Annotated in this window: 12 protein-coding genes; 7 read left to right on the top strand and 5 right to left on the bottom strand. The window is 48.2% G+C overall.

The genetic code is table 11. The features are described 5' to 3' along the window. The first annotated feature begins 37 nt into the window (after window positions 1-37). Both ASL14_RS10355 and ASL14_RS10360 read left to right on the top strand, forming a co-directional pair. On the top strand, window positions 38-580 hold the full coding sequence (locus ASL14_RS10355; protein ID WP_134911510.1) for a MarR family winged helix-turn-helix transcriptional regulator: 543 nt from the start codon (window positions 38-40) through the stop codon (window positions 578-580). Continuing rightward, window positions 565-1,488: an alpha/beta hydrolase gene (locus ASL14_RS10360; RefSeq protein ID WP_134911511.1), complete on the top strand. Its 924-nt coding sequence runs from the start codon at window positions 565-567 to the stop codon at window positions 1,486-1,488. Before ASL14_RS10355 ends, ASL14_RS10360 begins: the two co-directional genes overlap by 16 nt. A gap of 81 nt (window positions 1,489-1,569) precedes the next feature. On the opposite strand, the gene ASL14_RS10365 is transcribed toward ASL14_RS10360, so the two are convergent. From ASL14_RS10365 to tnpA, 3 genes are all read right to left on the bottom strand, one after another. Continuing rightward, entirely contained in the window at window positions 1,570-2,505 is a 936-nt protein-coding gene (locus ASL14_RS10365) for a manganese-dependent inorganic pyrophosphatase (protein ID WP_269465365.1), read from the bottom strand. A gap of 249 nt (window positions 2,506-2,754) precedes the next feature. Then, window positions 2,755-3,813: an RNA-guided endonuclease InsQ/TnpB family protein gene (locus ASL14_RS10370; RefSeq protein WP_134911512.1), complete on the bottom strand. Its 1,059-nt coding sequence runs from the start codon at window positions 3,811-3,813 to the stop codon at window positions 2,755-2,757. Between the two features lies 1 nt (window position 3,814). Then, window positions 3,815-4,216: an IS200/IS605 family transposase gene (gene tnpA / locus ASL14_RS10375; RefSeq protein WP_134911513.1), complete on the bottom strand. Its 402-nt coding sequence runs from the start codon at window positions 4,214-4,216 to the stop codon at window positions 3,815-3,817. Between the two features lie 334 nt (window positions 4,217-4,550). Between tnpA and ASL14_RS10380 the strand changes: the two genes are divergently transcribed. Beyond that, window positions 4,551-8,837, top strand: coding sequence for a S8 family serine peptidase (locus tag ASL14_RS10380; protein ID WP_134911514.1), 4,287 nt, complete (start codon window positions 4,551-4,553; stop codon window positions 8,835-8,837). Between the two features lie 81 nt (window positions 8,838-8,918). Here the strand turns inward: ASL14_RS10380 and ASL14_RS10385 are convergent, their stop codons facing one another. Continuing rightward, window positions 8,919-10,409 carry a sensor histidine kinase gene (locus tag ASL14_RS10385; RefSeq protein WP_134911515.1) on the bottom strand — a complete coding sequence of 497 codons (1,491 nt, stop codon included), beginning with the start codon at window positions 10,407-10,409 and terminating at the stop codon, window positions 8,919-8,921. After that, the gene (locus tag ASL14_RS10390) at window positions 10,406-11,092 is read right to left on the bottom strand and encodes a response regulator transcription factor (RefSeq protein ID WP_134911516.1); all 687 of its coding nucleotides are present in this window, start codon (window positions 11,090-11,092) and stop codon (window positions 10,406-10,408) included. Before ASL14_RS10390 ends, ASL14_RS10385 begins: the two co-directional genes overlap by 4 nt. A gap of 290 nt (window positions 11,093-11,382) precedes the next feature. Here ASL14_RS10390 and ASL14_RS10395 point away from each other — a divergent pair, with 290 nt between their 5' ends. Genes ASL14_RS10395 through galU form a run of 4 tightly spaced genes read left to right on the top strand, consistent with a single transcriptional unit; the run spans window position 11,383 to window position 16,138 of the window. Beyond that, window positions 11,383-13,731 carry a glycosyltransferase family 39 protein gene (locus ASL14_RS10395; protein WP_134911517.1) on the top strand — a complete coding sequence of 783 codons (2,349 nt, stop codon included), beginning with the start codon at window positions 11,383-11,385 and terminating at the stop codon, window positions 13,729-13,731. 17 nt (window positions 13,732-13,748) lie between these two features. Further along, window positions 13,749-14,840 (top strand): glycosyltransferase family 2 protein, encoded by a 1,092-nt coding sequence (locus tag ASL14_RS10400; RefSeq protein ID WP_134911518.1) that lies wholly within the window; start codon window positions 13,749-13,751, stop codon window positions 14,838-14,840. Window positions 14,841-14,843: 3 nt separating this feature from the next. Then, on the top strand, window positions 14,844-15,266 hold the full coding sequence (locus ASL14_RS10405; RefSeq protein WP_134911519.1) for a GtrA family protein: 423 nt from the start codon (window positions 14,844-14,846) through the stop codon (window positions 15,264-15,266). After that, window positions 15,263-16,138, top strand: coding sequence for a UTP--glucose-1-phosphate uridylyltransferase GalU (gene galU / locus ASL14_RS10410; protein WP_134911520.1), 876 nt, complete (start codon window positions 15,263-15,265; stop codon window positions 16,136-16,138). Before ASL14_RS10405 ends, galU begins: the two co-directional genes overlap by 4 nt. The last annotated feature ends 171 nt before the right edge of the window (window positions 16,139-16,309 follow it).

Here is a 16,309-nt window from a genome sequence, read left to right on the forward strand (position 1 = left end):
TTACAGTTAACTAATTAACTACATCGAGGTGGATCGCATGTTCTTTTTCTTGGACTCCGAAATTCGTCAACTGGCCTATAATCTGTTTCCAGGTGGCAATAAACCGATTGGTGTTTTGGTAGAGCTATTTTCTATAACGTATGAAATTCGTAAAGGCATGGAGAAACGTTCACGTGAATTCGGGCTCTCCTATGGGCAATATATAGCACTTTGTGTGCTTTCTGCGCAAAGAGACGAAATGTCATCCCCTTCTGCATTGGCTGAGAAGATGGGTGTAAGCCGGGCAGCGATCAGTTCCATGGTCATTTCCCTTGAACAAGATGGCTACATTAACAAATACGATGATCCGAATGACAAGCGTGGCATCTTTGTTTCTCTGAACGATAAAGGAAGAGGCAAGATCAATCAAATGGATCCTTTTTTCATAGGACTGGCCTCACGCCTGATGTCGGACTTTAGCGAGTCGGAAATCTGCCAGTTTGAAACCTATCTGTCACGCGTACGGTCTGCATTTGAAGATGTAAAAGGTTCGCGTCTAACTGATCCCAGGGAGGGAGGAGAAAAATGGTGGGAAGACTGAAACAAAGGCTGTTCGTCAAGCTTGCGCGTATTTCCGCTGGCAGAATGGTGGCGGCGTCTGATTTCAAGCCATCTCATTCTCCGAAGGTGCACCGGGAAGAACGAATCATCCCCACTTCTGTAGGTGACTCCAGGGTACTTGTATATGAGCCTGCCAACCGGACTGGCGATCCACTGCCTGTATTCGTCAATTTTCATGGTAGCGGCTTTGTGATGGGCAGTGCAGAAATGGATGATGCCTGGTGCCCGGTCATTGCCGAACGTGCCAATTGTGTCGTCGTTAATGTCGATTACCGCTTGGCCCCGGAGCATAAATTCCCTATTCCGTTACAGGAGAGCTATGATGTTACCAAATGGTTGTACAAGCATCCTGATGTACTGAACGTCAATCCCCAGCTCATTGCCGTCGGAGGACATAGTGCGGGCGGAAACCTTGCCGCAGCGATTTGTCTAATGGCCCGGGATCGCAAGGAATTTCCCATCGTATATCAGGTGTTGGATTATCCTCCTCTGGATATCGCCACCGATCCGAAGCTGAAGCCTCAATTCGAGCAGGCGATTCCGCCGCGTATCGCAAAAATTTTTAATGACAGCTATTTGCACACGTCGGATGAGGCACGAAACCCGTTGGTTTCGCCTGTTTATGCAGAATCACTACATAATCTTCCACCTGCACTGATTATAACCGCCGAGCTGGACTCCTTGGCCGACGAAGCCGAGTTATACGCCAAACGGCTGATTGAAGCGGATGTACCCGTGACCTATAAAAAATATATGGGCGCTGCCCATGCCTTTACACATAGCGGTGATCTCGCCCTAGCCGAGAGCGCCTGGCATTTGATGAGTGATCAGTTGAAAATGGCCTTTGAATTTCGCATCGGAGATGTACTGTCGGAACTAAAGAAATAAAAAAAGAAGCCCCCCGCCTCCGCTGCTATAATGCAGTGCTGGATTCAGGTGGCTTCTTTTGTATTGTAGCCTGCTTCCGAATTACAAACTGTTAAAAGCGTCTGTCAATACAGGTACGATCTGCGATTTGCGGGATACGACACCTTTCAGAACGGCTTTATTGTCGTCAAGCTGCACATTGTAGGCTTTTTCGACCGCTTGTGCATGGCTTCCCAGCGCAATACCAATGGAATCACTGTTCACAATATCTGTTACGACGAACAGGAACAGGTCCAGGTTTTTAGCTGCAATTGTTTGGGACAGCGCCACTTCCAGCTCGGACTGACGGGACAGCACGTCGTTCACATCTACCGCGTTCACTTGCGCAATTTCCACTTTGCGTCCGTTCATCTGGAATTCCTTCGCATCCAGACTCACCAACTGCTCAATCGAGTGACCGCTCAGATCAGCTCCTGCTTTCAGCAGATCAAAACCGTAGCTATCTGCATCCACACCAGCGATTTCAGCCAGTTCACGGGCAGCAGCTACGTCTTGGTCGGTGCAGGTTGGGGATTTGAACAACAGGGAATCGGAAATGATCGCGGACAGCATCAGACCTGCGATTTCTTTCGGAACCGCTATCCCGTTTTCCTTGTACAGCTTGTTCAAAATCGTGGCTGTGCAGCCTACAGGCTCAGCGCGGAAGTACAACGGCTGGCTTGTTTCAAAGTTAGCGATCCGGTGATGGTCGATGACTTCAGTTACACGCACTTTGTCAATGTCAACCGCGCTTTGCTGGCGTTCATTATGATCGACCAGAATAACGCTGTCTGTTTCCGCAGCAACCTGTTCAACCAGACGCGGCGCACTCACTTTAAAATAATCCAGTGCATACTGCGTTTCCCCGTTTACCTCGCCCAGACGAATCGGCTCCACGTCCGCACCCAGTTTGGTTTTCAAGTCTGCATAAGCAATAGCTGAGCAAATAGTATCCGTATCCGGATTTTTATGCCCGAAAATCAATGTTTTTGCCAACATAATCGACTCCTTTGCATTAAGCATTTTATATCCTCATAAAATATCAACAATTCCAATGCAGATTATATCATTAAATCTCGTATTCTCCCATTCCCCTTTGAATGATTTCAAAAGTAATCTATTGACACTCCCTCAGCTAGAGCAGTGGGATTCTTGAGTGATTACCGCGTCCTCTGTCCATTTCTGTTTTGAACAATCCTCAAGATGAGGCTGTGCCACCAGCCCTCCTAAGACAGTACATTTAGTATCTTAGGCTGATAGACTTTTACCATCTACCACAGGTGCATGAATAATATTTATTGCACCGACTCTATCTCTGTGAGAATGAAATCCACAGATGCATGCATATAATCTATCTTTAGCTTTATTTAATTTCTTGCACACTGGACACGTTTGAGATGTGTATTTTGGATTTACGTACTCCACTTTGATTCCAGTAAGGTTTGCTTTATATTCAATACATTGAGCTAAGCGATAGAACGACCAAGTATGCAGATTTTTCTCGTTTTTACGACTTGTTCTTGTCGAATTTCGTATATTTGTTAATTTCTCCAATCGAATAGTAGACACCTCATTTTTAACTGCAAAGTTAATAATTTGCCTACTTACCTTATGGTCTTTATCTTTCATCCAGCGTTGCTCTTTATGATTTAAATTTCGAATGGCATTTAATTTTTTCTTCTTACCTAACTCTTTTCTTTTAGATCTAAACTTTCGTTTCATGTATTTGTTTTCTCTGCCGTTGCCAAAGAATCGCGTCTTATTATCATCTGTTACAGCAACAGCAGGAACTTTTAATCCCAAATCGATTCCAATGATTTTTTCACCATGATTAGTTGGTGTTATCTTTGTTATTGAAATCTGTGCAAACCATTTATTTGACTTTTGTATTATCCGCATCATTCCCATTTTAACATCCTGTAGCAAAGATTGATCTCTACTCGATATAAAAGCCTTACAGATAATCCTTTTCGATTTACCTTCTTTCATGACGGGGAAGGATAGGCTCTCGTCGCCAATTTTATAATTTTGATTATTTACATAGTAGACGGGCTTTTTGAGTACGGATCTGATTTTTTGTTTTTTGAACTTACTGAATACACTTTTTGCATCCCGTATCGCTTGATTGCAAACGGCAGAGGGGAGATTAGCCTTTACATTCTTTGTCGTCCATGTGGGAAACGCTCCAACCTCAATGGCATGGTCAACAATACTATTCACGGTTTTTACATATTCTTCACTCTGTTGTTCTAACAGATTAATGTATTCAGGATAAATACGAATAGACATCGTTATCGTTTGCACCATTTCACCCCCTTGTCTTTTGTTCTTCAACATAACGTTTGATTGTTTCGCTTGAAACATTCCCTGCTGTACTAACAAAATATGATCGTGTCCACAAACTTGGCATACGACTGAGATGAGTGAATTCTTCTCTGAGCTGTTTTGAAGTTAACCCCTTGATTTTTGCCATAATATCTGCTGGACTCAATTGTGGCGGTACATTTAAGAACAAATGGGCATGATCTTTATCTGTTTCCATCGCTAGTATAGCTACATTAATGTTTGTACATATTTGGATAACCAATTCTTTAAAGCGCTGCTCAACTTGCGAATTTAAAAAAATCTTTCTTCTGTATCGCGGACAGAATACGAAGTGATAATGGATTAATGAAACAGTAGTTTGAGTTCTTCTATATTCATTGTTCATATTTGAATTGTAGCAGTTTTATATGTGTACTTCAACAAAATATCCGCTTACATCCCACCCTTAAAAGGGTCGGCTTCCTCGCTCATTAAATCTATTAAATTCATAACATTTCCATGGAATATGCACGTGAAGTTAACCTTATTTTTTCTAAAAATATAAAAAATATATAGTAATATATCCCACTAACATGGTAAGATATTCCTCAAAACTGGCAAGTTAGTCACCAGTGGTCAATTCTATCATTTGAATCTTGAGGGAGGCGTGAGAACTTCGACAGTGGCTTCAAATCCTAGTATGTAGACAAATCATATTTTGATTGAAAAGAGGGAAATCTTTGAAAAAGCCGATCATTTTGAGAAAAATTCCTGTCGTAACACTCGCTCTTGCCTTGACGGTAAGCTTGTCTCTTCCATCTGTCAGTTCTGCTGCTACCGTAGACCTGCAAACCCGTTCATTTTTAGAAGCACAGGAAGCTTTGACTTCCGAAGCAACACCGGCGTTCATTTCGCCAGAGCTGAGTACCACTTCCTCCCAGCAGGTCAGAGTCATCGTACAGCTTGATGGCGAACCGCTAGCCGTGGACAAATATGCGGCACAGTCGGGCAATCAGACTTTCACAGCTCGATCCGAACAAAAAGCGGAATCCGCTATCGTCAATGAGCAAACAACGTTCGTGGATAGAGCGGCAGAGCACAGCATTCCCCTTCAGGTGAATTACCAGTACAACACGGTACTTAACGGTTTGGAGGTTACGCTTCCAGCCAATAAAATTCCGGAACTGGCAAAACTGCCAGGCGTAAAATCCATCCACGAAAACAAAACGTACTATTCCATCCCCGTACAGGACCCGCCGACACTCACCGCCAGCGAAGCAACGTATGATAACGCACCGCTGGATCAGATTGGCGTTCCTGAAGTCTGGGCCAAAGGTTTGACAGGCGAAGGGATTAAGGTCGGGGTTATTGATACCGGGATCGATTATGAGCACCCGGATTTGAAAGCAGCTTACAAGGGTGGATATGACTCTTTTGAGCAGGACAACGATCCATACGAGGAGCCCTTTCTTGAAAAAGAGAATGACCCGTACGGCACAGGTTTTGCCGGAACAACTCACGGTACGCACGTGTCCGGTACGATTGCTGGCCAGGCCGCTAATAAAACGGCAGATATTGTACAAAAGGGTATTGCCTATAAATCGGACTTATACGTATATAAAGTGCTTGGACGCAATACCAAAACCGGGCGTTCCTCCGGTTCCTCCGCACAGGTCATTGACGGTATTGAACGCGCTGTCAAGGATGGCATGAACGTGATTAACCTGTCCCTCGGCTCAGACTCCGAGAAGGACCCGAACTCCCCGGACTCCATTGCCATTAATAATGCGGTGCTTTCCGGTGTAGTTGCTGTCATTGCGAATGGTAATGCGGCACAAGACGGGAATTATTATTATTCGATGGGTTCCCCTGCATCATCTCAGTTGGCGATTTCTGTCGGTGCTGCCACTTCGCCGAGCAAAAGCTTCTCTGGCACAGCTTCAGTTACCCGCGACTCCTATTGGGAAGCGAATGGTGAATTGAAGAAAACAGTAACCGCCGATGCTTATGCGCATTACGGGTTTAATCTGATGGGCTGGGGGACAGGCCAAGAGGATTTTGCTTCAATTCTGGGAACTGCCCCTTATGAACTGGTATATGCAGATTTGGGGCAGCCTGATGATTTTGAAGGAAAAGATGTAGCCGGAAAAATTGTCCTCGTGTCACGTGGAAGCCTGACATTCGTGGATAAAATTGCAAATGCAAAAGAAAACGGCGCAAAAGCCGTAATCATTTTTAACGGGAGAGCAAAAACGACTGACATCACGCAGGCTGATTTGACAGACTCCATTCCGAGTCTAGATAGCTACGTAAACGCTAACCAGGGCGACAGCTTTGATTTTATTCCGACCTTTGATATGAAAGGTAAGGAAGGTCGCGCGCTGGCTAAACAACTCGTCGACAACGCCGGAGAAAAGTTCTCCGTCTCCTTCGGAGAGAAGTTTATTCGCACAGATAATGCAGGCAATACGATGGCTGGATTCAGCTCCCGTGGGCCGAACGGCGACGAACTGCTTAGCATCAAGCCGGATGTGAGTGCACCGGGGGTCGGCATTTTGTCAACCTATCCTGCTTTCGCCAAGTTCTATCCGGATGCCTCTTATGATCATGCTTACAAACGAAGCAACGGAACCAGTATGGCTTCTCCGCATGTAGCCGGACTTGCTGTATTGCTAAAGCAGCAGCATCCAAACTGGACGCCGTTCGATATCCGTGCCGCTCTGGCGAACACGTCGGATACGCTTTACGATGAGGCTCAAATCCAATACGATGTGTATTCCCAAGGTGCAGGACTTGTAAACATCGCCAATGCGATTCAGACCCCAGCCCTGCTGGAAACTGTTGAAAAAATTACGATTCTCGATAAGAACTTCAATCGGCAGGAGGTCGTGAACTACAATCCTTCCGCCAGCTTCGGGGTGTTAAAGCCAGGCAGTGATGCGAAGCAAATTCAATTGCAGCTTAAAAATCTGTCCGCAAACAGCGTACAGTATGAAGCCAGCTACATTTTGCATGATCATGTAACCTCTGATCCTGCCAAGCCCGTTGCCACGCCTGACGTGAGCAATATTGCTGTTCAGTTGCAAGGTGTTGGCACGAATGGGGCAATCTCGGCAGAAGCGGGTAAATCCCAACCGTTCTTCCTGTCCGTACAGCCAAGCTCAAGTGCAGCTACAGGCGTGTATGAGGGAGAAGTCATCCTGAAAAGCGCCGGACTACCTACATTGCATCTGCCGTTCGTCGTTCATGTTGGCAAGGAAAATCCGACTACAGGCTTCGGCTTGCAGGATCTGAGTATAACCAACCCGGTTATTTACCCGAATCGTACAGGTGCCCAACGCTCAACAGATCTTGCTTTCCGCCTGACCACGGATAAAACAAACCAAATTGCTCTCTATGTATATGGCATAGATGATAAATTAATTGGTCTTATTAATGGAATTATGACTTCCAAGGAACAAGGAGTTAACGCTCGTCTCAAACAAGGAGTGTATGCTTTCAAAGGCATTGACGGAAGCTATGTCGAATACGATGCCAACGGAAAACCTGTTCTGGATGCCAGCGGTCAGCCCGTTATTCAGCATTTGAAGGACGGTGTGTATAAGCTGGAGGTTAATTCGCCGGAACTGAATGCGAAGGGCGAAGTCGAGACCAATACTGACGGCCCTAAATTTTTCACCGCTATGAAGGCCATTCGCATCGACAATAGTGCCGCTTCCGGTAGCGGTGGAGGCAGTGGTGGAGGTGGCGGCAGAAGCAATACTACACCTTCCGCTTCAACCACCACATCCACCCCTGTCGCTACATCTGCACCTTCACTTCAATCCGTAGTGAAGCAAGGACAGGCGGTAAAAGCGGTAGCCACAACCGTCGTGGTTAACAATAATGTACAGTCGCTGGCTGTAACCGATGCAAACTTACAGACAGCTATCACAGCAGCGGGCTCCAGCCCAGCAGCCATTGTCCTGTCGGCCAGCAGTCAAGCAGGTCAAACGACCAAAGCAGCGCTGACTTCCGCCCAACTGACAACGCTGGGCAAGGCTCCGGCAGGAAGCAGCCTGATCGTGAGCAACACAGGAGCTTCCCTGGCTTTGCCGATATCCGCACTGAAAAATACTCCTGCCGGTGCAGGCATTGAAGTGGTGATCAGCAGCCAGGCACAGGAAAGCAATACATTTACGAGCAAGCTGAAAGGGTCAACTGTGATTGGCACCCCTGTAGGGTTTGAAGCTAATGTTGTCACTGGCGGCAAGAGCGAACCGCTTAAGGTTGCGCCAGGACAGTTCATTAGTCGTTCCTTCACCGTACCTGGCCAAATTGAGTCGAATACAGCCGGTGTTCTCTATACAGCTAACGGAAATGTCTACCCGGTTCCATCCGTCTTTACCAAGCAGGCAGATGGATCAACAGTCGTTAAGGTAAGCCGTCCGGGCTTCTCGACGTATGCAGCGGCGACTCGTCCCGTTAGCTTTGAAGATATTTCATCGTCGTATGCTCAATCCGAGATTCAGTCGCTTGCGAACAAGCTGCTGATCAACGGCACTACAGACACGGCCTTCTCACCGAAGAAGAACGTGACACGTGCGGAATTTGCAGCCTTGGTAACCCGGGCTCTTGGCCTGACACCGGGTACTGCCGCACCATTCGGCGATATTCCAGCAGGTAGCTGGTATTCCGGCGATGTGGCAGCCGCTTACGAGGCCGGATTGATCACAGGTCGCAGCGGCGACAAGTTCGATCCGAACGCTAACATCAGTCGTCAGGAAATTGCAGTCGTGCTGAGCAAAGCAGTAGACCTGCTTCAGATCAAAGCATCTGTCGATGGCCCTGCGCGCACACCGTATCATGATGCTTCATCCTTCGCAGGCTATGCCAAGGATAGCATTGAAAAAGTGAGCGCAGCAGGCATTATCAACGGGGCAACCATCAAGGGCTCCTCCTACTTCCAGCCGAACGCGCCTACAACGCGTGAAGCATCTGCCAAGGTGCTGCATGTGCTTTTACAAAAGGCTGCATTGATTAACTAATCCAAACAGCCTCCCGAGCCGCGTTATAAATAACGTTGCCGTTCGGGGGGCTGTTTTTATGTTATACCATAATTTACAATGTTATACGGCCCCCGCTAACGGCAGCGTAACCTTGAATACACTACCTTCTCCCTGCGTACTTGCAGCGGTGATTTTTCCGCCGTGTGCTTCCACAATGGACTGTGTAATCGCCAGACCGAGACCGGCTCCGCCCGAGCTGCGTGTACGTGACTCATCTCCACGGTAAAAGCGTTCAAAAATCCGCTCCAACTGCTCTTTGCTCATACCTGGCCCGTTATCACGAATCTGAATATCCGCCAGCTTTTTCCCGGCAGACAAGTTTACATGGACCACCCCTCTTTCCATATCCGTATGCTGAACAGCATTATGAAACAGATTGAGCATGACCTGCTTGATTTTATCCCCTTCCGCCAGCACTCGCACACCCGCCGTCATATCAAAAATCACTCTTCGTTTACCCGCCAACATCAGAAGCTGCGGCTTCATTTCCAGCAGCAACGCATCCAGCGACATATCTTCCAGCTTCAGCTGCGGCGTCCGGTCCAGCTTAGCCAGCAACAGTAAATCGGAGACAAGCTTGTTCATCCGTTTGGATTCTCCATACATACTCTCCAGTGCAGATTGAAGCTGCTTTGGATTAGATGCGGCTCCACGAAGCAGCACCTCCAAGAACCCGTGAATCGAAGTGAGCGGGGTGCGCAATTCATGGGAAGCATCCGCAATAAACCGTCTCATCTGCATCTGTAACTCGCGCTCGGCAGCAAATGAATGCTCCAGCCGTTCCAGCATCCCATTAAAGGATACCGCCAAGCGGTCCACCTCATACTGCCCCTGCTCTGCGTCAAAGCGCTCGGCCAGATTGCCCGCATCAATGCGTTTGACCGCCTCGACCATCCTCGAAAGGGGCACCAACGTTCGCCGCAGCACAGGAAGCATGAGCGCCAGACCAATTGCGAGCGCAATCAGAGATAACAAAATGAAGGTACGTAGCTGGTTAATCAGTTGCTCCTGCATGGAAGTTGTGGATACGCCCATTTGAAGTAAACCTGACGAACGGTCAGGTGGACCGAGCGGACGGAATACGACCAGTTGCTCGTTCCCTTGTGCATCCGTGAGCAATTGATAGTCATGACGCATGCGCCTGTTCTGCTGCATCGAATTATACTGCTGAGTGGTGAGACGCGGTGGCGTAAGTCCATTTTCGCTGGACAAGCTCAAGAAGGTTCCGTCTTTACCTATGGAAGCGAGCGACATATCCGGCCAAAATAGAAACGGCCCCGGTCGATCATCCCTCCGATTGGTTCCTTCTTGGGGAGTGGAGCCTCCGCTCTTCTCTTGCGAATTCTTAATCAATAAATCGGCAGGAATTGAACCTAATTGCGTTCCCATCGCATCCGCCCGACTGCGGTACAGAAAATCTTTCATAAGGAAATATTGCAGAAAGCCGATCAATACGAGCAGCAGAGCCAAAATGAGTAACGTTCTGGCTAAAAGCTGGGACCGGAGAGAACGGAGCGCAGTTCTTCTCCGGCTTTTCCCCCTCGCCTTCATAGCAAATCCACCCGGTACCCGACACCACGCAGCGTACGAATGACCCGATGCTCCTTATCTTTGAGCCTTTCACGCAAGGAGCGGATATACACCTCGACAATATTATCCTCGCCCCCAAAATCGTACCCCCATACCCGATCCAGGATGCGACTTTTACTAAGGACAATCCCGTTATTCAATACCAGAAATTTCAATAGTTCATATTCGGTAGGCGACAGTTCCAGCACCTGATTTTGGTAGCGAATTTCCTTGCGGCGATCATCCACCTGAAAGGGCCCGTGAACCACTTCTCCAAGCAGATCGGGAAACTGATTACGCAGACGTGCTTCAATCCGGGCCAGCAGTTCATTAAAACTAAAGGGCTTCACGACATAATCGTCCGCGCCCAGTTTTAATCCTTTTACCCGATCATCCACATCATCCTTGGCTGTCAGCATAATGACTGCAATGTTATCCTCCGTCTCCTTGAGACTTTGGCATACCTCAAAGCCGTTCATTTCAGGCATCATAACATCCAGCACCGCAACATGCGGGCGAAACTCTTTTGCTAAATCCAGTGCATCACTGCCGTTTTCAGCTGTTTTAACCTCATACCCTTCATTAATCAGCCCAAGCTCCAAAAATTGCAAAATGTGTGGCTCATCGTCCGCTAGCATAATTTTAACCCCGTGTATCGGATTCATCGGTTATCTTCCCTTTCATGAAACCACTTTTTTTCTTAATAAAAGAACGATTCATTTTCACCTGTATCTAATATAACTGAATTTTTACGTAAAAAAAGCATCCCTATCCAGCTTTCAGCTAACATTCAGGGAGCGCTCATAACCATTTCAGCTACGTCAGGCATGATAATAGCAAGCCGGTAGTTCACCGGGCCCAAGATCGGAAGTGGCTGATCATTCCGCAGTCCTGAAGATAGCGGCTGGAACAAACGGAATAAATACAAAGAATTTTCACAGGGAGTGGAATGTACATGATTAAGAAATGGTTTAAGAGCAGGGCGGACGTCCCCCTCATCATCATCATGCTGATATCCGCGATTTTGAACGGATACAACATCTGGCAAGACAAATATGTTAACACCTATTACACGACGGCCGTAGCGAGCATGCTACAAAGTTTTCACAACTTCTTCTTCGCATCACTCGATTCGGCCGGATCGGTAACGGTGGACAAACCGCCTGTAGTGTTCTGGATTCAAACGGTCAGCGCCTACATTTTCGGACTTCACGGCTGGAGCGTTATCCTGCCGCAAGTACTGGCGCAAGTCGGATCGGTATTGCTCATTTACCTGCTCGTCAAGCCGAGCTTCAGTACGATGGCCGCTCGATTGGCTGCCTTCGCAATGGCAATCACACCGGTAGCAGTAGCCGTCAGCCGCACGAACAACATCGACGCGATGCTGGTTTTCACGCTGCTGCTCGCAACATGGTTGCTGTTCAGAGGGATTAGAAACCACAAATGGGGGCCGATCCTCTGGGCTTTTACAGTCGTAGGTATCGCCTTTAACGAAAAAATGCTTCAAGCCTATATGGTTGTTCCCGCTTTGGGACTCTTCTACCTGCTGGGCTCCAAGTTTAACTGGAAGCGAAAAGCGATAACACTGGCAGCATCGGCAGCCGTGCTCATGGCTGTGTCGCTCTCCTGGGCAGTCGTGGTGGACTCCACTCCGGCAGACCAACGCCCTTATATGGGAAGCAGTGGTACGAACTCCGTGCTGAATTTGGCCTTTGGCTATAACGGCCTCTCCCGTCTGACGGGAGACCGAGGAACAGGCGGCGGCGCTGGTGGTGGTCAACGCTCGGAGTGGAGACAAAATGCTTCAACCAGCAGCAATACCAATTCGGATCAAGCTCAAGCAACTACATCAACGGATAGCACTACAACAGGCGCTTCCAGTACCGACGGCACATCATCAGACGGCAACGGCGCTGGTGGCCAAATGCCGACGGGCGGATTTGGCGGTAACGGTCAAGGCGGTCCTGGCGGTGGTCAGGGTGGACCGGGTGGAAATTCCGGTGGTGGCATGTTCGGCACTGGTGAAAAGGGACCTTTACGGTTGTTCCAATCTGCCCTGTCAGGTCAGGCCAGCTGGCTGCTCCCATTCGCATTGATTGCTTCAATTGGTCTGCTTGCAAGCATTCGACGCCGTAATATCACGCAAAAACACAAAGAGGTCATCTTCTGGCTGGCCTGGCTGATTCCCGTAGCTGCATTTTTCAGCGTAGCCGGTTTCTTCCATCATTATTACCTGATTATGCTCGCACCACCAATTGCAGCGCTCTTTGGAGCCGGATTCGTGGAATTATGGGAGCAATATCGTGAGCGTTCCGGCTGGCTCTCCTGGCTGTTACCCGCAGCGGTACTGGCAACCTCGGTATTTAGCTGGTTCGTCCTGCAAAATTACAACGACACCATTGGCAGTGGCTGGTCCATCGCCGTATTGATCCTCGGTATCATCGGCACGGTGCTACTGGTAGTAGCACGATTGAAATCCGAGAAGTTCACGAGATATGCCATCATTGCAAGTGTACTCGCAATGTTCATCGGCCCTGTGTACTGGGCGTTGACGCCAATTACCTACGGGGGGAACAGCATGATTCCACAAGCCGGACCGACACAATTTGGCGGCGGTGGAGGCGGTGGCGGAATGCCGGGAGGTAATTTTGGCAACCGAGGCCAGGGTGCAAATGGGCAAGCAAATGGGCAAAAAGCTGAAGGAACTCAAACGAATAACCAAACCAATAATGCAGAGCAATCCAGCTCTGATGGTATTACTTCAAGCACAGGAACAAGCACAGACAGAGAACAGAGATCTTCTACCCGCTCCAGAGGAATGGGTGGACCAAACGGTAGTCAAAGCTTGGACAGCAAAACGCTGAGCTATTTGCAAAAGCATAACACAGGTGAAACCTACCTTTTCGCAGCAAGCAATTATTCAACAGCCGCTCCTTACATGATTGAAGCTGGACAAAAAGTGATTATTATGAACGGCTTTGTATCCTCCGATCCGGTGTATACCGTCGATAAGATCAAGGCACTGGTAGAAAGCGGTCAAGTGAAATACTTCATGATCTCTGGTGGAGGCGGCGGTGGACCGGACAGCGGTAACTCCGAAGTCACAGCATGGATCAAGGAACACGGCAAAGTGATTCCTACAGATGAATGGAAAACAACAACTGGCGAAACCAGTACCAATGCTGAAGCATCCAACAGCGGAAGCGACACCACGAACAGCAACTTGAACGCTCAGGATGGTCAAGGTGGACCTGGCGGAGATGAACGTGGCGGAAGCGGTACATTATACGAAATCACAATATAAATGAGGAGGAACTACCAATGAGTGAACAAATCCGTTATTCCATAGTTATTCCGATGTACAACGAGGAAGCCGTCATTACCGAAACCTATCGGCGGCTAAAACAAGTCATGGGCTCGATGGGCGAGCCCTACGAGCTGATATTCGTAAATGACGGCAGTTCGGACCGCAGCGTCCAGTTGATCAAGGAATTCAGTCTCAGAGACGATACCATTGTATTGATTGATTTCTCCCGTAATTTCGGTCATCAGCTAGCGATTACCGCCGGGATGGATTATGCGGTGGGAGAGGCGGTCGTCGTTATTGACGCCGACCTCCAGGACCCGCCGGAGCTGATCGTAGAGATGGCCAACAAGTGGAAGGAAGGCTATGAGGTAGTCTACGCCAAGCGGTTGAAACGCAATGGCGAAACTCGCTTCAAAAAGTGGTCTGCCAGCCTCTTCTACCGTGTACTGAAAGCATCAACGGATATTAATATCCCGGTAGACACCGGCGATTTCCGCCTGATGGACCGCAAGGTAATAGACGAATTGAAACGGCTGCCGGAAAATAATCGGTTTGTCCGTGGACTCGTTAGCTGGATCGGCTTCAAGCAGACGGCTGTTGAATATGAGCGCGATGAGCGGCTCGCAGGCGAAACCAAGTATCCGCTGAAACGCATGATCAAGCTCAGTCTGGACGGAATCACATCCTTTTCCATTAAACCGCTCAAGCTGGCAGGTTATATCGGCGCACTTCTATCCATGTCCGGCTTCCTGTATCTGATGTACGTATTGTTTCTCAACTTTTTCACCGATTCCTATGTCATGAAGGGCTGGTCTTCCATGATTAGCATCAGCCTGATCTTTGACGGAGTGATCCTGATCATTCTCGGTATTATCGGTGAATATATCGGACGGATTTATGACGAAACCAAAGCCCGTCCGCTCTACATTGTCCGTGAACATCTGGGTGGACAATACGAAAATGGCCCAACACATGCCATGAAGGCCCCTGAACAACGCGAATCCCTGTACATGCAAGGTTCCCGTGACAGCCTGATATCCGCCAGCCGCACCGTACGCGGCAACAGCGCGGTATATACCGGACCTAAATCCGGTCACGGAGCATAACCCATGAAAAGCCGCATGGCCCAGATACTCCCTATGATCCGTTTTGGCATGGTAGGACTGGTGAATACGGGCGTAGATTATTTCATTTTCATGCTGCTGGCTTGGGCCGGAGTTCCGGTTGTGCTGTCGCAGATCATTTCATATAGCTGCGGCACAGCCAACAGTTACATTTTGAACAGCAAATGGACATTCAACAAACAACTAGCACACGACACTCATAAACGTCAATTGCCTAAATTTATCGTTATCAACCTGATCGTACTGGGACTGACTTCCTTATTATTACAAAGGCTTCACAGTGGAACCGAGCTGCCGCTTGCCGTATGCAAGCTGATCGCCACCGCAGCCGGAATGATTATCAACTATATCGGGAGCCGATACTGGGTATTCGGTTCCCCATCTCGAAAGGAAAGTGAATCTCCATGAGAAAAATTACAAAAGCCGTTATCCCAGCCGCCGGATTAGGAACTCGTTTTTTACCTGCTACTAAAGCTTTACCTAAAGAGATGCTTCCGATTGTCGACAAGCCAGCTATTCAATATATTGTCGAAGAAGCCATCAAATCCGGGATTGAAAGCATCATTATCGTGACTGGACGTAATAAAAAAGCCATCGAGGATCATTTCGACAAGTCCGTGGAATTGGAACAAGTGCTGGAGAGCAAAGGCAAGTATGATCTTCTGCGCGAGGTTCAAAGCATCGGGGGCAAAGCGGTCATTCACTATATCCGCCAAAAAGAACCCCTCGGTTTGGGACATGCGGTACGTTGTGCCCGTCAGTTTATTGGGGATGAGCCATTCGCTGTGTTGCTGGGCGATGATATTATGAATTCCTCCACTCCGGCGATTCGCCAAATGATGGATGTCTACGAAGCGACTGGCAAGCAAGTGGTCGGCGTACGCACAGTGGAAGAACAGGATGTAAGTAAATACGGCATTATTGACTCCATCCATCAGAACGGTCTTATTCATGAAGTCGGCGGACTTGTTGAAAAACCATCCCCTGCGGAGGCCCCTTCACGGCAGGCAGTCATTGGGCGGTATGTATTGGAGCCGTCCATTTTCTCGATATTGGAGAACCTGTCCACGGGTGCGGGCGGCGAATATCAACTGACTGACGCCCTTCATCAGGTAGCATTGCAGAACCAACTTCTGGCACTAGAACTGGAAGGCACACGTTATGATATCGGTGATAAAGCAGGATACCTGGAAGCCGTACTCCACATGGGTATGCAGCGCGAGGATCTTCGTCCAATACTTGATTCCATGATGCGCGAGTGGGCACTGGCTTCACGATAAAATAGGCACACAGGATTGCACCTATCCCCTCTTCCTGTGCATATTCTGATATCTGGTCCATGTTGTGGAACCACAAGAGTAGATGGATAAACACATAAACCTGTACAATGTAAAAGTACAGTACCATGGAATATGCTCGGCTGTCCGCCGAAATCAGGGAGGAAGAAGTCC

This window comes from Paenibacillus sp. IHB B 3084, assembly GCF_001447315.1.
GTDB lineage: Bacteria > Bacillota > Bacilli > Paenibacillales > Paenibacillaceae > Paenibacillus.

What these genes read in the sequence shown, in the direction of transcription:
- ASL14_RS10355 (WP_134911510.1), top strand. Translation starts at nt 38, where the DNA reads ATGTTCTTTTTCTTGGACTCCGAAATTCGTCAACTGGCCTATAATCTG.
- ASL14_RS10360 (WP_134911511.1), top strand. Translation starts at nt 565, where the DNA reads ATGGTGGGAAGACTGAAACAAAGGCTGTTCGTCAAGCTTGCGCGTATT.
- ASL14_RS10365 (WP_269465365.1), bottom strand. Translation starts at nt 2,505, where the DNA reads ATGTTGGCAAAAACATTGATTTTCGGGCATAAAAATCCGGATACGGAT.
- ASL14_RS10370 (WP_134911512.1), bottom strand. Translation starts at nt 3,813, where the DNA reads ATGGTGCAAACGATAACGATGTCTATTCGTATTTATCCTGAATACATT.
- tnpA (WP_134911513.1), bottom strand. Translation starts at nt 4,216, where the DNA reads ATGAACAATGAATATAGAAGAACTCAAACTACTGTTTCATTAATCCAT.
- ASL14_RS10385 (WP_134911515.1), bottom strand. Translation starts at nt 10,409, where the DNA reads ATGAAGGCGAGGGGGAAAAGCCGGAGAAGAACTGCGCTCCGTTCTCTC.
- ASL14_RS10390 (WP_134911516.1), bottom strand. Translation starts at nt 11,092, where the DNA reads ATGAATCCGATACACGGGGTTAAAATTATGCTAGCGGACGATGAGCCA.
- ASL14_RS10395 (WP_134911517.1), top strand. Translation starts at nt 11,383, where the DNA reads ATGATTAAGAAATGGTTTAAGAGCAGGGCGGACGTCCCCCTCATCATC.
- ASL14_RS10400 (WP_134911518.1), top strand. Translation starts at nt 13,749, where the DNA reads ATGAGTGAACAAATCCGTTATTCCATAGTTATTCCGATGTACAACGAG.
- ASL14_RS10405 (WP_134911519.1), top strand. Translation starts at nt 14,844, where the DNA reads ATGAAAAGCCGCATGGCCCAGATACTCCCTATGATCCGTTTTGGCATG.
- galU (WP_134911520.1), top strand. Translation starts at nt 15,263, where the DNA reads ATGAGAAAAATTACAAAAGCCGTTATCCCAGCCGCCGGATTAGGAACT.